The sequence below is a fragment of the Mycobacterium sp. E802 genome (assembly GCF_001666875.1).
Lineage (GTDB): Bacteria > Actinomycetota > Actinomycetes > Mycobacteriales > Mycobacteriaceae > Mycobacterium.
In genome coordinates, this window is sequence record NZ_LZJD01000093.1 from 29,231 (window position 1) to 44,555 (window position 15,325).

General features: G+C 66.7%; 14 protein-coding genes. 10 read left to right on the plus strand and 4 right to left on the minus strand.

Annotated features, from left to right (window positions below):
- Window positions 1-17: 17 nt before the first annotated feature.
- Window positions 18-668 (minus strand): hypothetical protein, encoded by a 651-nt coding sequence (locus tag A5699_RS14085; RefSeq protein WP_067770233.1) that lies wholly within the window; start codon window positions 666-668, stop codon window positions 18-20.
- Window positions 669-794: 126 nt separating this feature from the next.
- On the opposite strand from A5699_RS14085, the gene A5699_RS14090 reads away from it, so the two are divergent.
- Entirely contained in the window at window positions 795-2,066 is a 1,272-nt protein-coding gene (locus A5699_RS14090; RefSeq protein ID WP_082957711.1) for a mannosyltransferase, read from the plus strand.
- Here the strand turns inward: A5699_RS14090 and A5699_RS14095 are convergent.
- The gene (locus A5699_RS14095) at window positions 2,035-2,328 is read right to left on the minus strand and encodes a 4a-hydroxytetrahydrobiopterin dehydratase (protein WP_067770235.1); all 294 of its coding nucleotides are present in this window, start codon (window positions 2,326-2,328) and stop codon (window positions 2,035-2,037) included. The genes A5699_RS14090 and A5699_RS14095 overlap by 32 nt on opposite strands.
- A 27-nt stretch (window positions 2,329-2,355) precedes the next feature.
- Between A5699_RS14095 and A5699_RS14100 the strand changes: the two genes are divergently transcribed.
- The 8 genes from A5699_RS14100 to A5699_RS14135 all read left to right on the plus strand — a co-directional run bounded on the left by A5699_RS14100 (window position 2,356) and on the right by A5699_RS14135 (window position 12,770).
- On the plus strand, window positions 2,356-2,748 hold the full coding sequence (locus A5699_RS14100; RefSeq protein ID WP_067770321.1) for a (deoxy)nucleoside triphosphate pyrophosphohydrolase: 393 nt from the start codon (window positions 2,356-2,358) through the stop codon (window positions 2,746-2,748).
- 198 nt (window positions 2,749-2,946) lie between these two features.
- Window positions 2,947-4,128, plus strand: coding sequence for a NarK/NasA family nitrate transporter (locus A5699_RS14105; RefSeq protein WP_197508291.1), 1,182 nt, complete (start codon window positions 2,947-2,949; stop codon window positions 4,126-4,128).
- Window positions 4,125-7,811 (plus strand): nitrate reductase subunit alpha, encoded by a 3,687-nt coding sequence (locus A5699_RS14110; protein ID WP_067770237.1) that lies wholly within the window; start codon window positions 4,125-4,127, stop codon window positions 7,809-7,811. Before A5699_RS14105 ends, A5699_RS14110 begins: the two co-directional genes overlap by 4 nt.
- Entirely contained in the window at window positions 7,808-9,451 is a 1,644-nt protein-coding gene (narH, locus tag A5699_RS14115) for a nitrate reductase subunit beta (protein WP_067770239.1), read from the plus strand. Before A5699_RS14110 ends, narH begins: the two co-directional genes overlap by 4 nt.
- 81 nt (window positions 9,452-9,532) lie before the next feature.
- Window positions 9,533-10,114 carry a nitrate reductase molybdenum cofactor assembly chaperone gene (gene narJ / locus A5699_RS14120; protein WP_082957712.1) on the plus strand — a complete coding sequence of 194 codons (582 nt, stop codon included), beginning with the start codon at window positions 9,533-9,535 and terminating at the stop codon, window positions 10,112-10,114.
- Window positions 10,114-10,842 carry a respiratory nitrate reductase subunit gamma gene (gene narI / locus A5699_RS14125; RefSeq protein ID WP_067770241.1) on the plus strand — a complete coding sequence of 243 codons (729 nt, stop codon included), beginning with the start codon at window positions 10,114-10,116 and terminating at the stop codon, window positions 10,840-10,842. The genes narJ and narI overlap by 1 nt, the downstream gene beginning before the upstream one ends.
- A 57-nt stretch (window positions 10,843-10,899) precedes the next feature.
- A complete protein-coding gene (locus A5699_RS14130; protein ID WP_067770243.1) occupies window positions 10,900-12,312 on the plus strand; it encodes a wax ester/triacylglycerol synthase family O-acyltransferase in 1,413 nt (470 codons plus the stop codon).
- A gap of 5 nt (window positions 12,313-12,317) precedes the next feature.
- Window positions 12,318-12,770 carry a pyridoxamine 5'-phosphate oxidase family protein gene (locus A5699_RS14135; RefSeq protein ID WP_067770327.1) on the plus strand — a complete coding sequence of 151 codons (453 nt, stop codon included), beginning with the start codon at window positions 12,318-12,320 and terminating at the stop codon, window positions 12,768-12,770.
- Here the strand turns inward: A5699_RS14135 and A5699_RS14140 are convergent.
- Together A5699_RS14140 and A5699_RS29605 are read right to left on the minus strand one after the other, a co-directional pair.
- Complete coding sequence (locus A5699_RS14140) at window positions 12,764-13,030, minus strand: hypothetical protein (RefSeq protein ID WP_067770245.1); 267 nt, start codon at window positions 13,028-13,030, stop codon at window positions 12,764-12,766. The genes A5699_RS14135 and A5699_RS14140 overlap by 7 nt on opposite strands.
- A 74-nt stretch (window positions 13,031-13,104) precedes the next feature.
- Window positions 13,105-13,389 (minus strand): hypothetical protein, encoded by a 285-nt coding sequence (locus A5699_RS29605; protein WP_076241701.1) that lies wholly within the window; start codon window positions 13,387-13,389, stop codon window positions 13,105-13,107.
- On the opposite strand from A5699_RS29605, the gene typA reads away from it, so the two are divergent.
- Window positions 13,355-15,256 carry a translational GTPase TypA gene (gene typA, locus A5699_RS14145; RefSeq protein ID WP_067770247.1) on the plus strand — a complete coding sequence of 634 codons (1,902 nt, stop codon included), beginning with the start codon at window positions 13,355-13,357 and terminating at the stop codon, window positions 15,254-15,256. The genes A5699_RS29605 and typA overlap by 35 nt on opposite strands.
- The last annotated feature ends 69 nt before the right edge of the window (window positions 15,257-15,325 follow it).

Here is a 15,325-nt window from a genome sequence, read left to right on the forward strand (position 1 = left end):
CAGACCAGTTCGGTGGATCAGGGCAGGCCGGCGGTCAGCAGCGGAGCCAACGCTGCGACACCCGGCGCGGTCGCCGGGGCAGCAGCAGCCGCAGGCGTTGCGACCGCCGGAGCCGCCGCAACGGCCGGGGCACCGGCAGGCAAGGCCGTCTGGGCCGCGACCGGAACCAGCGACGCGAGGTCACCCGGGATGTTCACCGACTGGGGCAGCGGCAGCGGCATGCCGGGAACCTGCGGGATCTTCACCTCGGCCGAGGGCACCAGCGAGGCCAGGCCGTTGGCCGGAGCCGTCGTGGCGGCCGGGGCGGCAGCCGGAACGGCCGGGGCCGAGGGCAGGCCCGGTACCAGAGACCCCAGGGGTGCGTTGGCCGAAGCTGCGGTGGGCGCCGTGGCCGCGGTCTGCGGCAGCGTCACCGATGCGGTGGCCATCGGGGCCGGTGCCGGGGCGGGGGCAGGGGTGCCCGACAGCGCCGAGCCGACATTCTGCAGCAGCTGCGGCGCGGCGGCCGGTACGCCGGCGAGTTGGTTGACGATCGGCAGGCCCGGTGCGGGCGCCGGGGCCGGGGCCACCGGATCGGCGTTCGCTGTTGCGCTGAGCGCCAACGCGACCGGGACTGCGCCGGCGGCCGCGATCACGCTGGTGGAAACTGTTTTCCAGGTGAAGATCATGGTTCTCCCAATCGGTTGCTTGCACGTCTGAGCCCGAAACTATCGAGTTACTGGTGTGACTCAAGGGACACGTGTGGCGGTTATTCAACCGTTACGGCACCGTCTGAATTCGTTATCGGGCAGTGCCTGGCGCGTGATGCGACGGGCCGGCGGGCGGGTGCGCCGGGTGGCACAGAGCGGGTCGCTAAAGTCGTGACCGTTAACACCGAACCGGCCACCCACGTCTCGGCAACCGCGCGGCTCTACCGTCTGGCCCCGCTGTTGCTGGTCCTCAGCATTGCGGCGCGCCTGGCCTGGACGTATCTGGTGCCCAACGGCGCCAACTTCGTCGACCTCCACGTCTACGTCGGCGGTGCCGCCACGCTCGACGGCCCCGGTGCGCTCTACGACTACGTCTACGCCGATCAGACGCCCGATTTCCCATTGCCTTTCACGTATCCGCCGTTCGCGGCGGTGGTGTTCTATCCGCTGCATCTGCTGCCCTTCGGGCTCGTGGCGTTCTGCTGGCAGCTCGGCATCATCGCCGCGCTGTACGGCGTGGTGCGGATCAGTCAGCGACTGTTGGGCCAGGACGACCGGCGTGTCGCGATGGTGTGGACCGCTGTCGGAATCTGGACCGAACCACTGCGCAGCACATTCGACTACGGCCAGGTCAATGTCGTCCTGGTGCTGGCCGTGCTCTACGCGGTCTACAGCAACCGCTGGTGGTTGTCGGGATTGCTGGTGGGCGTGGCCGCCGGGGTCAAGCTGACGCCGGCGGTGTCGGGGCTGTACTTCCTCGGGGCGCGTCGGTGGGCCACCGTGGTGTTCTCGGCGGTGGTGTTCTTCGCGACGATCGCGGTTTCGGCATTGGTGATAGGGGATCAGGCGCGCCGGTACTTCACCGAACTGCTCGGTGACGCCGGCCGGATCGGGCCGATCGGGACGTCGTTCAATCAATCGTGGCGGGGCGGCATTTCGCGCATCCTCGGCCATGACGCCGGGTACGGTCCGGCAGTGCTTCTCGGCATCGCCGTCACCGCGGTGCTGGCCGTGTTGGCCTGGCGGGCTGTCGGTGGCAGTGCCGACCGGCTCGGCGCGATCGTGATCGTGAGCCTGTTCGGGTTGCTGCTTTCCCCGATTTCGTGGACGCACCACTGGGTGTGGTTGATCCCGTTGATGATCTGGTTGCTGCACGGGCCGTTGGCCGACCGGCTCGGTGCGCGAATCCTCGGCTGGGGTTGGTTGGCGCTGACCCTGATCGGAGTGCCGTGGCTGCTCAGCTTCGCGCAGCCGACGATCTGGGAGATCGGCCGTCCCTGGTATCTGGCCTGGGCCGGGCTGATCTACATCGTGGCGACGCTGGCCACGCTGGGGTGGATCGCGACTATTCGGGCTGGTCGGACAGAATCCGGTTGATCTCCCGCGCCATCTGGACGTCCTTGTCGGTGATGCCACCGGCGGAATGCGTCACCAAAGCGAATGTGACGGTCCGCCAACGGATGTCGATATCGGGGTGATGATCCTTCTGTTCGGCGAACTCGGCCACGCGGCGCACCGCCTCGATACCGTCGAGGAATGTGGGGAACTTGGTGGATCTGCGCAGGGCGCCCTCCGCACGTTCCCAGCCCGGCAGATCGGGCAGTGCGGCGTCGACCTGATCGTTCGATAACACGGCCATATGCCCGACGGTATACCGTCGGGCGCGATGAGTGAGCAGATCGTCGTGGCCGGTGCGCTGTTCTCGGCGGACCGACTGTTGGTCGCCCAACGACAGCGGCCGCCCGAGCTGGCCGGATTGTGGGAGCTGCCCGGTGGCAAAGTGGCGGCGGGGGAGAGCGACGCCGACGCGCTGGCCCGGGAACTGCAGGAAGAACTCGGTGTCGACGTGGCCGTCGGCGCACGTCTGGGGGTCGACGTCGAACTGCACGCGGGAATGATCCTGCGCGCGTACCGGGTCACGCTGACGGCGGGAAGTCCGCAACCACACGATCACCGGGCCCTTCGGTGGGTGAGCGTGGACGAACTCGATGCTCTGCCATGGGTACCGGCCGATCGGGCCTGGCTCGGCGAGTTGGCGCAGGTGCTGCGATCGGTATAACCGGTCGGTGTATTGGGTTGGTATATCGGCTGTTTCAGCAGGCAGGGAGCCTGCCGCACAATTTCGGCACGTTGTTGTTGCGGATTACATTTCTGTGAAACTGCTTGCAACGTTTCCGGCAAAATGACGCAGTCCCGTCGAAGATGATGTTTTGTTGGTGTGGTGAGCACGGCTACCACGCCACTCCGGGGCCAGGGCATGAATCTTGCGCTGGCCACCTGGGTCTCGGCCATCAATTTCTGGGCCTGGAACATGATCGGCCCGCTCTCCACCACCTATGCCGGTGACATGAGGCTCAGCAGTACGCAGGCCTCGATGCTCGTGGCCACGCCGATTCTGGTCGGATCGCTCGGTCGCATCGTCATCGGCTCGCTGACCGACAGGTTCGGCGGTCGCACGATGTTCCTCGCGGTGACGCTGGCCTCGATCGTGCCGGTGCTGGCGGTCGGGGCGGCCGGTGAGGCCAAGTCCTATCCGCTGCTACTGATCTGTGGGTTCTTCCTCGGCATCGCGGGCACCATCTTCGCCGTCGGCATCCCGTTCGCCAACAACTGGTACGAGGCAAGCCGCCGCGGTTATGCCACGGGCGTATTCGGCATGGGGATGGTCGGCACTGCGTTGTCGGCGTTTTTCACCCCGAGGTTCGTCCGATGGTTCGGGTTGTTCACCACCCACCTGATCATCGCGGTCGCCCTGGCGCTCACGGCGGTGCTGTGCCTGGTCGCGATGCGGAACTCGCCGGTGTTCCAGCCGAACACCGACCCGGTGCTGCCGAAGCTCAAATCAGCCCTGAAACTGCCTGTCACGTGGGAGATGTCGTTCCTCTACGCCGTGGTGTTCGGCGGGTTCGTGGCGTTCAGCAATTACCTGCCGACCTACATCAAGACCATCTACGAGTTCTCCTCGGTCGAAGCGGGCTCCCGCACAGCCGGATTCGCGTTGGCCGCGGTGCTCGCCCGCCCCGTCGGCGGCGCGCTGTCGGACCGGATCGCCCCCAAATACGTGGTGCTGACCTCTTTTGCGGGTACGGCGGTGCTGGCGTTCGTGGCGATGTTCCAGCCGCCGCCCGATGTATGGTCGGCGTCGACCTTCATCGGGCTGGCGATCTTCCTTGGCATCGGCACCGGCGGGGTCTTCGCCTGGGTGGCCCGGCGGTCACCGGCGAAGGAAGTCGGCTCGGTGACCGGGATTGTCGCGGCAGCGGGCGGTTTGGGCGGTTACTTCCCACCATTGGTGATGGGGGCGTCCTACGATCCGATTGAAAACGACTACACGGTAGGGCTTGTGCTGCTGGTGGCAACGGCGTTGGTGGCGTTCGGTTATACCGCGCTGCGACTGCATGCCCGGGAGCCGGCGCAGCCCGAGGAGGCGTATCGATGACGAAGCCGCACATCGGCGGATCGATCGAGGAATTGCTCGAACGCAGTGGACGGTTCTTCACCGCCGGTGAGTTCTCCGGGGACCTGCGCACGGTCACCCGAACCGGCGGGCGGGAAGGGGATGTGTTCTACCGCGACCGGTGGAGTCACGACAAGGTGGTGCGCTCCACCCACGGCGTCAACTGCACCGGATCGTGCTCGTGGAAGATCTACGTCAAGGACGGGATCATCACCTGGGAAACCCAGGAGACCGACTATCCGTCGGTCGGGCCCGACCGCCCCGAGTACGAGCCGCGCGGCTGCCCGCGCGGCGCGGCGTTCTCGTGGTACACGTACTCGCCGACGCGGGTGCGGTATCCCTATGCGCGTGGCGTGCTGGTGGAGATGTACCGCGAAGCCAAGGCCCGACTGAAGGATCCGGTGTTGGCCTGGGCCGACATACAGGCCGATCCGGCGCGGCGCAAGCGCTATCACCAGGCCCGCGGCAAGGGCGGTCTGGTCCGGGTGACGTGGGCCGAGGCCACCGAGATGATCGCCGCCGCGCACGTGCACACCATCAAAACCTATGGCCCCGACCGGGTGGCCGGGTTCTCGCCGATCCCGGCGATGTCGATGGTGTCCTTCGCGGCGGGCTCGCGGTTCATCGAGCTCCTCGGCGGGGTGATGACGTCGTTCTACGACTGGTACGCCGATCTGCCGGTGGCCTCCCCGCAGGTGTTCGGCGATCAGACCGACGTGCCCGAATCCGGGGACTGGTGGGACGCGGCCTATCTGATGATGTGGGGCTCCAACGTTCCGGTCACCCGTACGCCTGACGCGCACTGGATGGCCGAGGTCCGTTACCGCGGCACCAAGGTGGTCACGGTCAGCCCCGATTACGCCGACAACACCAAGTTCGCCGACGAGTGGATGCCGTGTGCGGCCGGCACCGACGGGGCACTCGCAATGGCGATGGGCCACGTCATCCTCGACGAATGCTTTGTGCAGAAACGGGTTCCATACTTCGTCGACTACGTCCGCCAGTTCACCGATCTACCGTTCCTGGTCAAGCTCGAGGAGCGCGACGGCGCGCTGGTTCCCGGAAAGAACCTCACTGCTGCCGATCTCGGCGGGGAGATCGCCGAGCAGGAGAACGCCGCATTCAAGCCGGTGCTGCTCGACGGCGCCAGCGACAGTGTCGCGGTACCGCAGGGCTCGCTCGGATTCCGCTACGGCAACGACGGCCTGGGCAAGTGGAATCTGGATCTGGAGAACCTGTCTCCGGCGTTGACTGTCCTGGGCGACCTCTTCGAAACCGCCGAGATCACGCTGCCCCGCTTCGACACCGTCGACGGCAGCGGCGCGACGCTGCGCCGTGGTGTGCCGGTGCGTCGGGTCGGGGACCATCTGGTGTGCACGGTGTTCGACCTGATGTTGGCCCAGTACGGCGTGCACCGCCCCGGCCTGCCCGGCGACTGGCCAGGAGGGTACGACGACGCCACCCGGCCCTACACGCCGGCCTGGCAGGAACCGATCACCGGGGTGTCGGCGGCCCAGGCCATCCGGGTGGCCCGTGAATTCGCCCGCAACGCCGAGGAATCCGGCGGCCGCTCGATGATCATCATGGGGGCCGGCATCTGCCAGTGGTTCCACGGTGACGCGACCTACCGCGCGGTGCTCGCGCTGCTGCTGCTCACCGGGTCGATGGGCCGCAACGGTGGCGGCTGGGCGCATTACGTGGGTCAGGAGAAGTGCCGTCCGGTGACGGGGTGGGCGGCGATGGCGATGGGCACCGACTGGTCGCGTCCGCCGCGGCAGATGGCCGGGACGTCGTACTGGTATGTGCACACCGATCAGTGGCGCTATGACGGCTACCGTGCCGACGCGTTGTCGAGCCCGGTGGGCCGCGGCCGGTTCCGCGACAAGCACACCATGGACGTGTTGAGTTCGGCGGTGGCCATGGGGTGGACGCCGTTCTATCCGCAGTTCGACCGCTCGAGCCTGGACGTGGTCGACGAGGCCAAGGCCGCCGGAAAGGAAGTGCCGGACTATGTGGCCGAGCAATTGGCCAGTGGTGGGCTCAAATTCGCGGTCACCGATCCGGACAATCCGGCCAACTGGCCGCGGGTGCTCAACGTGTGGCGGGCCAACCTGCTGGGCTCCTCGAGCAAGGGCAACGAGTACTTCCTGCGCCATCTGCTGGGCACGACCTCCAATGTGCAGGCCGAGCCCACCGGTCCAGACCTGCGGCCCAACGACGTGGCCTGGACCGAGGAGATCCCCGAAGGCAAGCTCGATCTGCTGATGTCGATCGACTTCCGCATGACCTCGACGACGCTGCTCTCGGACGTGGTGTTGCCGGCGGCGACCTGGTACGAGAAGGCCGACCTGTCGAGCACCGACATGCACCCCTACGTACACGCGTTCAGCCCGGCCGTGGACCCGCCTTGGGAAACCCGTTCGGACTTCGACGCGTTCGGCGCGATTGCCCGGACCTTCAGCACGTTGGCCGCCCGGCACCTGGGCACCCGCACCGATGTGGTGATGGGGACGTTGCAGCACGACACGCCGGGGGCGATGGCGTACCCGGGTGGCACCGAACATGATTGGCGGACCACCGGGGAGACACCGGTGCCGGGCAAGACCATGGGTCCGTTGGTGGTGGTGGAGCGCGACTACACCGCGATTGCCCAGAAGTGGTCGGCGCTGGGACCGTTGGTCGACACGCTCGGCTTGACCACCAAGGGCGTCACCACGCATCCCGACCAGGAGGTCGCCGAACTCGCCGCGAAGTTCGGGGTCATGGACTCCGGTGCGGCACAAGGGCGTCCGGCGGTTACCACGGCCGAACGCATGGCCGATGTGATCCTGGCCCTGTCGGGCACGTCGAACGGCCGGCTGGCCGTCGAGGGGTTCCGCGAACTCGAGCGGCGCACCGGACGCAAACTCATCCATCTGGCCGTCGGCAACGAGGAACGCCGGATCACCTACGCCGACACCCAGGCTCGGCCGGTGCCGGTGATCACCAGCCCGGAGTGGTCGGGAAGTGAGACCGGCGGCCGGCGCTACGCCCCGTTCACGGTGAACATCGAGGAGCTCAAGCCGTTCCACACCCTCACCGGCCGCATGCACTTCTATGTCGATCACGACTGGCTGGAGGAGCTCGGCGAGCAGCTGCCGATCTACCGTCCCCCGCTGGACATGGCGCGGCTGTTCGGCGAATCCAAGCTCGGCCGTGACGGTATCGGACTGACGGTCCGCTATCTGACCCCGCATTCCAAGTGGTCGATCCACTCGGAATACCAGGACAACCTGTTCATGCTGTCGCTGTCCCGCGGCGGCCCGACGATGTGGATGAGCCCACTGGACGCCGCGAAGATCGAGGTGAAGGACAACGATTGGATCGAGGCGGTCAACCGCAACGGGGTGCTGGTGTGCCGTGCGGTGGTGAGCCACCGGATGCCCGAGGGCGTGGTGTACGTCTACCACGCCCAGGAACGCACCATCGACGTGCCGTTGAGCGAAACCACCGGAACCCGTGGCGGCATCCACAATTCGTTGACCCGGCTGTTGGTCAAGCCCAGCCATCTCGCCGGCGGGTATGCCCAGCATTCGTTCGCCTGGAACTATCTGGGCCCCACCGGAAATCAACGTGATGAAGTGACGGTGGTCCGCCGCCGCTCACAGGAGGTGAAGTACCAGTGAAGGTCATGGCCCAGATGGCGATGGTGATGAACCTCGACAAGTGCATCGGGTGCCAGACCTGTTCGGTGACCTGCAAGCAGGCCTGGACCAACCGGGCCGGTACCGAGTACGTCTGGTTCAACAACGTCGAAACCCGGCCCGGACAAGGCTATCCACGCACCTATGAGGATCAGGAAAAGTGGCGCGGGGGGTGGAAGTTGGACCGGCGCGGCCGGCTGCGGCTCCGCGACGGCGGCCGGCTGGCCAAACTGGCCAGGATCTTCGCCAACCCGAAGCTGCCCTCGATCGAGGATTACTACGAGCCCTGGACCTACGACTACGAGAACCTGACCTCGGCACCGCTCGGCGAGCACATCCCGACCGCGCCGCCGCGCAGCCTGATCACCGGTAAGCCCATGAAGGTGTCGTGGTCGGCCAACTGGGATGACGATCTGGCCGGTTCGCCGGAGATCGTCCCCGGCGATCCGATCCTCAAACAGGTCAGCGAACAGATCAAGCTCGAACTCGAGCAGACCTTCATGTTCTACCTGCCGCGGATCTGCGAGCACTGCCTGAACCCGTCGTGCGTCGCGTCCTGCCCGTCCGGGGCGATGTACAAGCGGTCGGAGGACGGCATCGTCCTGGTGGATCAGGACCGCTGCCGGGGCTGGCGCATGTGTGTGTCCGGATGCCCTTACAAGAAGGTCTATTTCAACCACAAGACCGGTAAGGCCGAGAAGTGCACGCTGTGCTATCCGCGCATCGAGGTCGGATTGCCGACGGTGTGCTCGGAGACCTGCGTGGGCCGGTTGCGCTACCTGGGGCTGGTGCTCTACGACGTCGACCGGGTGCTGGACGCGGCCTCGGTACCGGATGACAAGGACCTCTACGAGGCGCAACGGCAGATCCTGCTCGACCCGACCGACCCCGAGGTGATCGCCGGGGCACGGGCCGAAGGTATTTCCGACGAGTGGATCGAGGCCGCGCAACGCTCCCCGGTGTACAAGCTGATCCACACCTACGGCGTTGCGCTGCCGCTACATCCGGAATTCCGGACGGTTCCGATGGTGTGGTACATCCCGCCGCTGTCGCCGGTCGTCGACGCGGTCAGCCGCGACGGGCACGACGGGGAGGACGTCGGCAATCTGTTCGGGGCGCTGGAAGCACTGCGCATCCCGATCGAGTACCTGGCCGGGCTGTTCACCGCCGGGGACACCGCCGTCGTCGAGGGAGTGCTGCGCCGGCTCGCCGCGATGCGGTCGTACATGCGCGACATCAATCTCGGCCGCGACACCCAACCGCACATCCCGGCGGCCGTCGGCATGACCGAGGAACAGATCTACGAGATGTACCGGCTGCTGGCACTGGCGAAATATGAAGAGCGCTACGTCATCCCGACCGCCTACAGTGCCGAGGCGATACCCGGGGCCGAGGAACCCGGATGCTCGCTGTCCTTCGAAGGTGGCCCGGGTATGTACGAATCGGGCCCGTTCGGTGAGGCCAGCGGCGGGCCGGTGCCCGTGGCGGTGGAGACCTTCCACGCGCTGCAGCACCGCCAGACCACCGGGGGCATGGCGGCCAATGCCGACCGACCATCGCGGGTCAACCTGCTCAACTGGGACGGCAGGGGAGTGCCTTCGGGCATGTTCCCGCAGGATTGATCTGGAGGGCCAGTGAAAAAGCGTAGGACCCGATCCGAGCACACCCTGCAGGACCGCCTGGTATGGCAGGCCGCGTCGCTGATGCTCGCCTACCCGGACGACAACCATGCCGAGCGGCTGCAGGCCGCGACGCGCCTGCTAGATCACCTCACCGGAGCGCCACGAGTGCTCCTCGGCGAAACCGTTGCCGGACTGAGCCTTCGGCCCCAGATGGAGTTGGCACAGGAATATGTCGAGACCTTCGACCTGCAGAAGCGGTGCACGATGCTGTTGACCTACTGGACGTCCGGGGACACCCGCAACCGCGGCGCCGACATGGTCGAGTTCACCCAGGCCTACCGCGCCGCCGGTGTCGCGATACCGAAAGGTGAAGCCCCCGACCATCTTCCGGTGGTGCTGGAGTTCGCCGCCACCGTGGACCCGGAAGCGGGCCGGCGATTGCTCGCCAAATACCGGGTGCCCATCGGGGTGGTGGCCCGCGCGTTGGCCGAGTCGCACTCACCCTATGCGCCCGTCGTCGCAGCGGTGGACGCCACGCTGCCGTCGCCGGCCTCGGGAGATGACGTCTCGCGTCTCATGATGTCCGGTCCGCCGGCGGAATCCGTTGGCCTGCAGCCATTCCAGTTGACCGTTCCGCCCCGCCGGGCGCAGGAGGTGCACTGATGTCAGGCTGGGAGATCTTCTGGGATGTCGTGCCATATGTGACGCTGGCCGTGGTCGCGGTCGGCACGTGGTGGCGGTACCGCTACGACAAATTCGGCTGGACCACGCGCTCCTCGCAGCTGTACGAGTCGCGGCTGCTGCGGATCGCCAGCCCGATGTTCCACTTCGGCATGCTCGTGGTATTCGTCGGACACGTCATAGGGTTGTTCATCCCCGAATCGTGGATGGATCTGGTGATCAGCGACCACGTGTACCACCTGCAGGCGGTGATCCTGGGCGGCATCGCCGGCATCGCGGCCCTGGTCGGTATCGCACTGCTCATCTACCGCCGCCGCACCACCGGTCCCGTCTTCATGGCCACCACGGTCAACGACAAGACGATGTACCTGGTCCTGGTGGCCGCGATGGTGGCCGGGTTCGCCTGCACGGCGATCGGGGCCACTCCCGAGGGCGCTGAACACGACTACCGCCAAACCGTTTCGCCGTGGTTCCGCTCGATCTGGATCCTGCAGCCGCGCGGCGACCTGATGGCCCAGGCGCCGGTGTACTTCCACATCCATGTGATGATCGCGCTCGTGCTGTTCTGCCTGTGGCCGTTCACCCGGCTGGTCCACGTGTTCAGCGCGCCGATCGGCTACCTGTTCCGGCCCTACATCGTCTACCGCAGTCGCGACGCGGCCGGACGTGGCGAGCTCGTCGGATCCCAGCCTCACCGACGTGGTTGGTGACCAGCAGAGGACTTTTGGCCCTGTCCAAGCCCGTCGCGACAGGCAGACGATGGTCGTATGGACCAGTTGACCGCACTTGACGCCGGGTTCTTGGAAGCCGAGGATTCCGACCCACATGCCAGCCTGGCCATGGGCGCCATCGCGGTGCTCGCCGGCCCGATGCCCGACGCCGACACCGTCGTTGCCGCACTGACCGACCGCGCGACGGCGGTGCCGCGGTTGTGCCAGGTGCTGCGCACCCAGCCACTGGACCTCGCCGCGCCGCGATGGGCTGACGACCCGAATTTCGATGCGGGCCACCATATTCGGCGTGCCGCGTTGCCGCGGCCCGGTGACGAGGCGGCGTTGCGCAGGCTCGCCGCCGACATCATGGAACGTCGTCTGGACCGGGATCGGCCGCTGTGGGAGTGCTGGATCATCGACGGTCTGCAGCACAACCGGTGGGCCATCCTGATGAAGGTGCACCACTGTGTCGCCGACGGCGTCGCCGCCACCCGGTTGCTCAGCCAGCTCTGTGACGAGCAAGAGAACTGGGCCGAGCCGGCCGAGCCGGCCGAGCCGGCCGAGCGCGCCGAGGCGCCGAACCGGTCCGGTCTCGACCCCGTCGAATGGTTCACCGGCGCCCTGCGCACCACCATGGCGTTGCCCGGCGCGGCGGTACAGGCCGTGCACGGTGCGCTCGATCTCGCCGAGGGGCTGCTGCGGCCCGCGGCCGCCTCGTCGTTGACCGGTCCGATCACCACCATGCGCCGCTACGCCACGGTCGAACTGCCGATGGACGACATCGACAAGGTGCGCAAGCGGTTCGACGTCACGGTCAACGACGTGGCCCTGGCCGCCATCACCGACAGCTTCCGCACCATGCTGATCCGCCGCGGGGAGCGCCCACGCCGAAACAGCTTGCGCACTCTCGTCCCGGTGTCGGTGCGGGCGGCCGAGGCATCAGGTGCCGGCGACGCGCTGGACAACCGGGTGTCGGTGATGCTGCCGTACCTGCCGGTGGAGCAGGAGGATCCGGTCGCCCAGCTGCGCAGCGTGCACGATCGGTTGACCCGGGCCAAGGGCAGCGGTCAGCGCCAGGCTGGAAACCTGTTGGTGTCCGCGGCGAAGGCGATTCCATTTCCGTTGACGGCGTGGACGGTGCGCCTGCTCACCCGTTTGCCTCAGCGCGGTGTGGTTACCCTGGCGACCAACGTGGCCGGCCCTCGGATCACGTTGCGGGTGATGGGACGTGAGGTGGTGCGGTTGTTGCCGATTCCGCCGTTGGCGCTGCATCTGCGCACCGGTATTGCGATCATGAGCTATGCCGATCGGTTGGTGTTCGGCGTCATCGGGGATTACGACGCAGCTCCCGATGTCGACGAACTCGCCGACGGCATCGCCCGGGCGATCGAGCGGTTGACCGCCATCAGCACCGGCCACTTTCGCTCCACCCCGGTAGGGACCCTGCTGCTCGTCGAAGGAGTTTGACCATCGTGACCAAAGGATCCGAACTCGACGTTCTGACTCGCAGGCAGTGCCTGGATCTGCTGGAGCGGGTGCGGGTTGGCCGGTTGGTGTTCACCGAGGACGCATTGCCTGCGGTGCAGCCGGTCAACTTTCGGCTCTGGCACGACGACGTGGTGATCCGCGTGGCCGGGGGGCCCAAGCTGGTTGCCGCCACCGACCATCAGGTGGTCGCCTTCCAGGCCGACGAACTCGACGCCGATCTACATACCGGTTGGAGCGTGACGGTCGTCGGGCATGCCGAGACGATCAGCGATGTGGACGAGATGGTGGAGGTGGCCGGCACGTTCGTGCAGCCGTGGGTGGACGGTCGACGCGACCACTTCATCCGCATCCGCACCGAGAAGGTGACCGGCCGTCAGTTCCGCAGTCGCGGCGTGCCGCACTACCAGGGCGACCAGACCGCCGCCGGGGATCAGTAGCGCAGCCGGTCGCCGACCACCCGCACCGAGTGACCCGGATGCTGCGTCGCATACAGCGGGTGCAGCAACATCGGGTGGCGGCAGTGCGCGCACGACGCCTGCGGCCGGTTGGCCGACGCGAAGGTGAGGTGGTGACACTCGCTGCACCGGACCATGTAACAGGCGCCGATCCAGTTGGCCATGCCCACATAGATCGCCACCGTTGTCCCCGCGGCGAGCACCATGATCAAAGCGACTGTGAGCGCTTCGTAAACCGTCATGACTGGTACCTCCAAGCACGCCCATCGCAACGTGACGGATACCTGAAACGGTACTCGCGAAAGCTATGCCTTCGTCATGCCTTTCGCGCCCGCTTGAAGACCTTTTCCAGCTCTATACCGTGCAGGCCATGGCGTTCGGCCTTGGCTACTTTGTGCAGCACCACGGGGCACCGTTTGCAGCGCGGTTTGCTGCGACAGCACTTCTTCTTGGGCTTCAACGCGGCGAGCTTGGCGGCCTTCAGTTTATTGCTCCTCGCGTGCGCACAAACGTGACGGTGCTCTCTCGTTTTCGTGATCGACCGGCCTACCTGCGAGAATCGCAGGGTGGATTCACGGCCCAGTTTCAGAAACGTCGCCATCGTCGCACACGTCGACCACGGTAAGACGACCCTAGTCGACGCGATGTTGCGGCAGTCGGGTGCGTTGACGCACCGCGGCGACGACGCCGTGGAACGCCTGATGGACTCCGGTGACCTGGAGAAAGAAAAAGGCATCACCATCCTGGCGAAGAACACCGCAGTACATCGCCACCACCCCGACGGCACCATGACGGTGATCAACGTCATCGACACCCCCGGCCACGCCGACTTCGGTGGCGAGGTGGAACGCGGCCTGTCCATGGTCGACGGTGTGGTGCTGCTGGTGGACGCCTCCGAAGGCCCGCTGCCACAGACCCGGTTCGTGCTGCGCAAGGCGCTGGCCGCGCACCTTCCGGTGATCCTGGTGGTCAACAAGACCGACCGGCCCGACGCGCGGATCGCCGAGGTGGTCGAGGAAAGCCACGACCTGCTGCTCGACGTCGCCTCCGATCTGGACGACGAAGCCCAGGCCGCGGCCGAGAAGGCGCTGGACCTGCCCACGCTGTACGCGTCGGGCCGCGCCGGCATCGCGTCCACGACCCAGCCCGCCAACGGTGAGAACCCCGACGGCGAGAACCTCGACCCGTTGTTCGACGTGCTGATGGAGCACATCCCGCCGCCGTCGGGCGATCCGGAGGCCCCGCTGCAGGCGCTCGTCACCAACCTCGACGCGTCGGCCTTCCTCGGTCGTCTGGCGCTGATCCGCATCTACAACGGCAAGATCAAGAAGGGCCAGCAGGTGGCCTGGATGCGTGAGGTCGACGGCTCGCCGGTGATCACCAACGCAAAAATCACCGAGCTGCTGGCCACCGAGGGCGTCGACCGCAACCCCACCGAGGAAGCCGTCGCCGGCGATATCGTCGCCGTGGCAGGTATCCCCGAGATCATGATCGGCGACACCCTGGCCGATCCCGACAACTCCCACGCGCTGCCACGCATCACCGTCGACGAGCCGGCCATCTCGGTCACCATCGGCACCAACACCTCGCCGCTGGCCGGCCGGGTGTCGGGCCACAAGCTGACCGCCCGCATGGTCAAGAACCGCCTCGACGCCGAGCTCGTCGGCAACGTGTCCATCCGGATCGTCGACATCGGCCGCCCCGACGCCTGGGAGGTCCAGGGCCGTGGCGAGCTGGCGCTGGCCATCCTCGTCGAGCAGATGCGCCGCGAGGGCTTCGAGCTGACCGTCGGCAAGCCGCAGGTGGTCACCAAGAACATCGACGGCAAGCTGCACGAGCCGTTCGAAGAGCTGACCATCGACTGCCCCGAGGAGTTCGTCGGCGCCATCACCCAGCTGATGGCCAACCGCAAGGGCCGGATGGAACAGATGACCAACCACGCCGCCGGCTGGGTCCGGATGGACTTCGTGGTGCCCAGCCGCGGGCTGATCGGCTTCCGCACCGACTTCCTGACCGAGACCCGCGGCACGGGTATCGCCAACGCGGTGTTCGAGGGCTACCGGCCGTGGGCCGGGGAGATCCGGGCGCGCCACACCGGCTCGCTGGTTTCGGACCGCTCCGGGTCGATCACCCCGTTCGCGATGATCCAACTCGCCGACCGTGGACAGTTCTTCGTCGAACCCGGCCAGGACACCTATGAGGGCCAGGTCGTCGGGATCAACCCGCGGGCCGAGGATCTCGACATCAACATCACCCGCGAGAAGAAGCTGACCAACATGCGGTCCTCGACCGCCGACGTCATGGAAACCCTGGCCCGGCCACTGGAATTGGGCCTGGAGCAGGCCATGGAGTTCTGCGCCGAGGACGAGTGCGTCGAGGTCACCCCCGAGGTCGTCCGCGTGCGCAAGGTGGAGCTGACCGCCTCGCTGCGGGCCCGGGCTAAGGCGCGGGCCAAGGCGCGCGGATAGTTTTCTCGGGCATTTTGTGATGCGCCAGTAGCGATAATCCCCGCGATATCGCTACTGGCGCACCAGTTC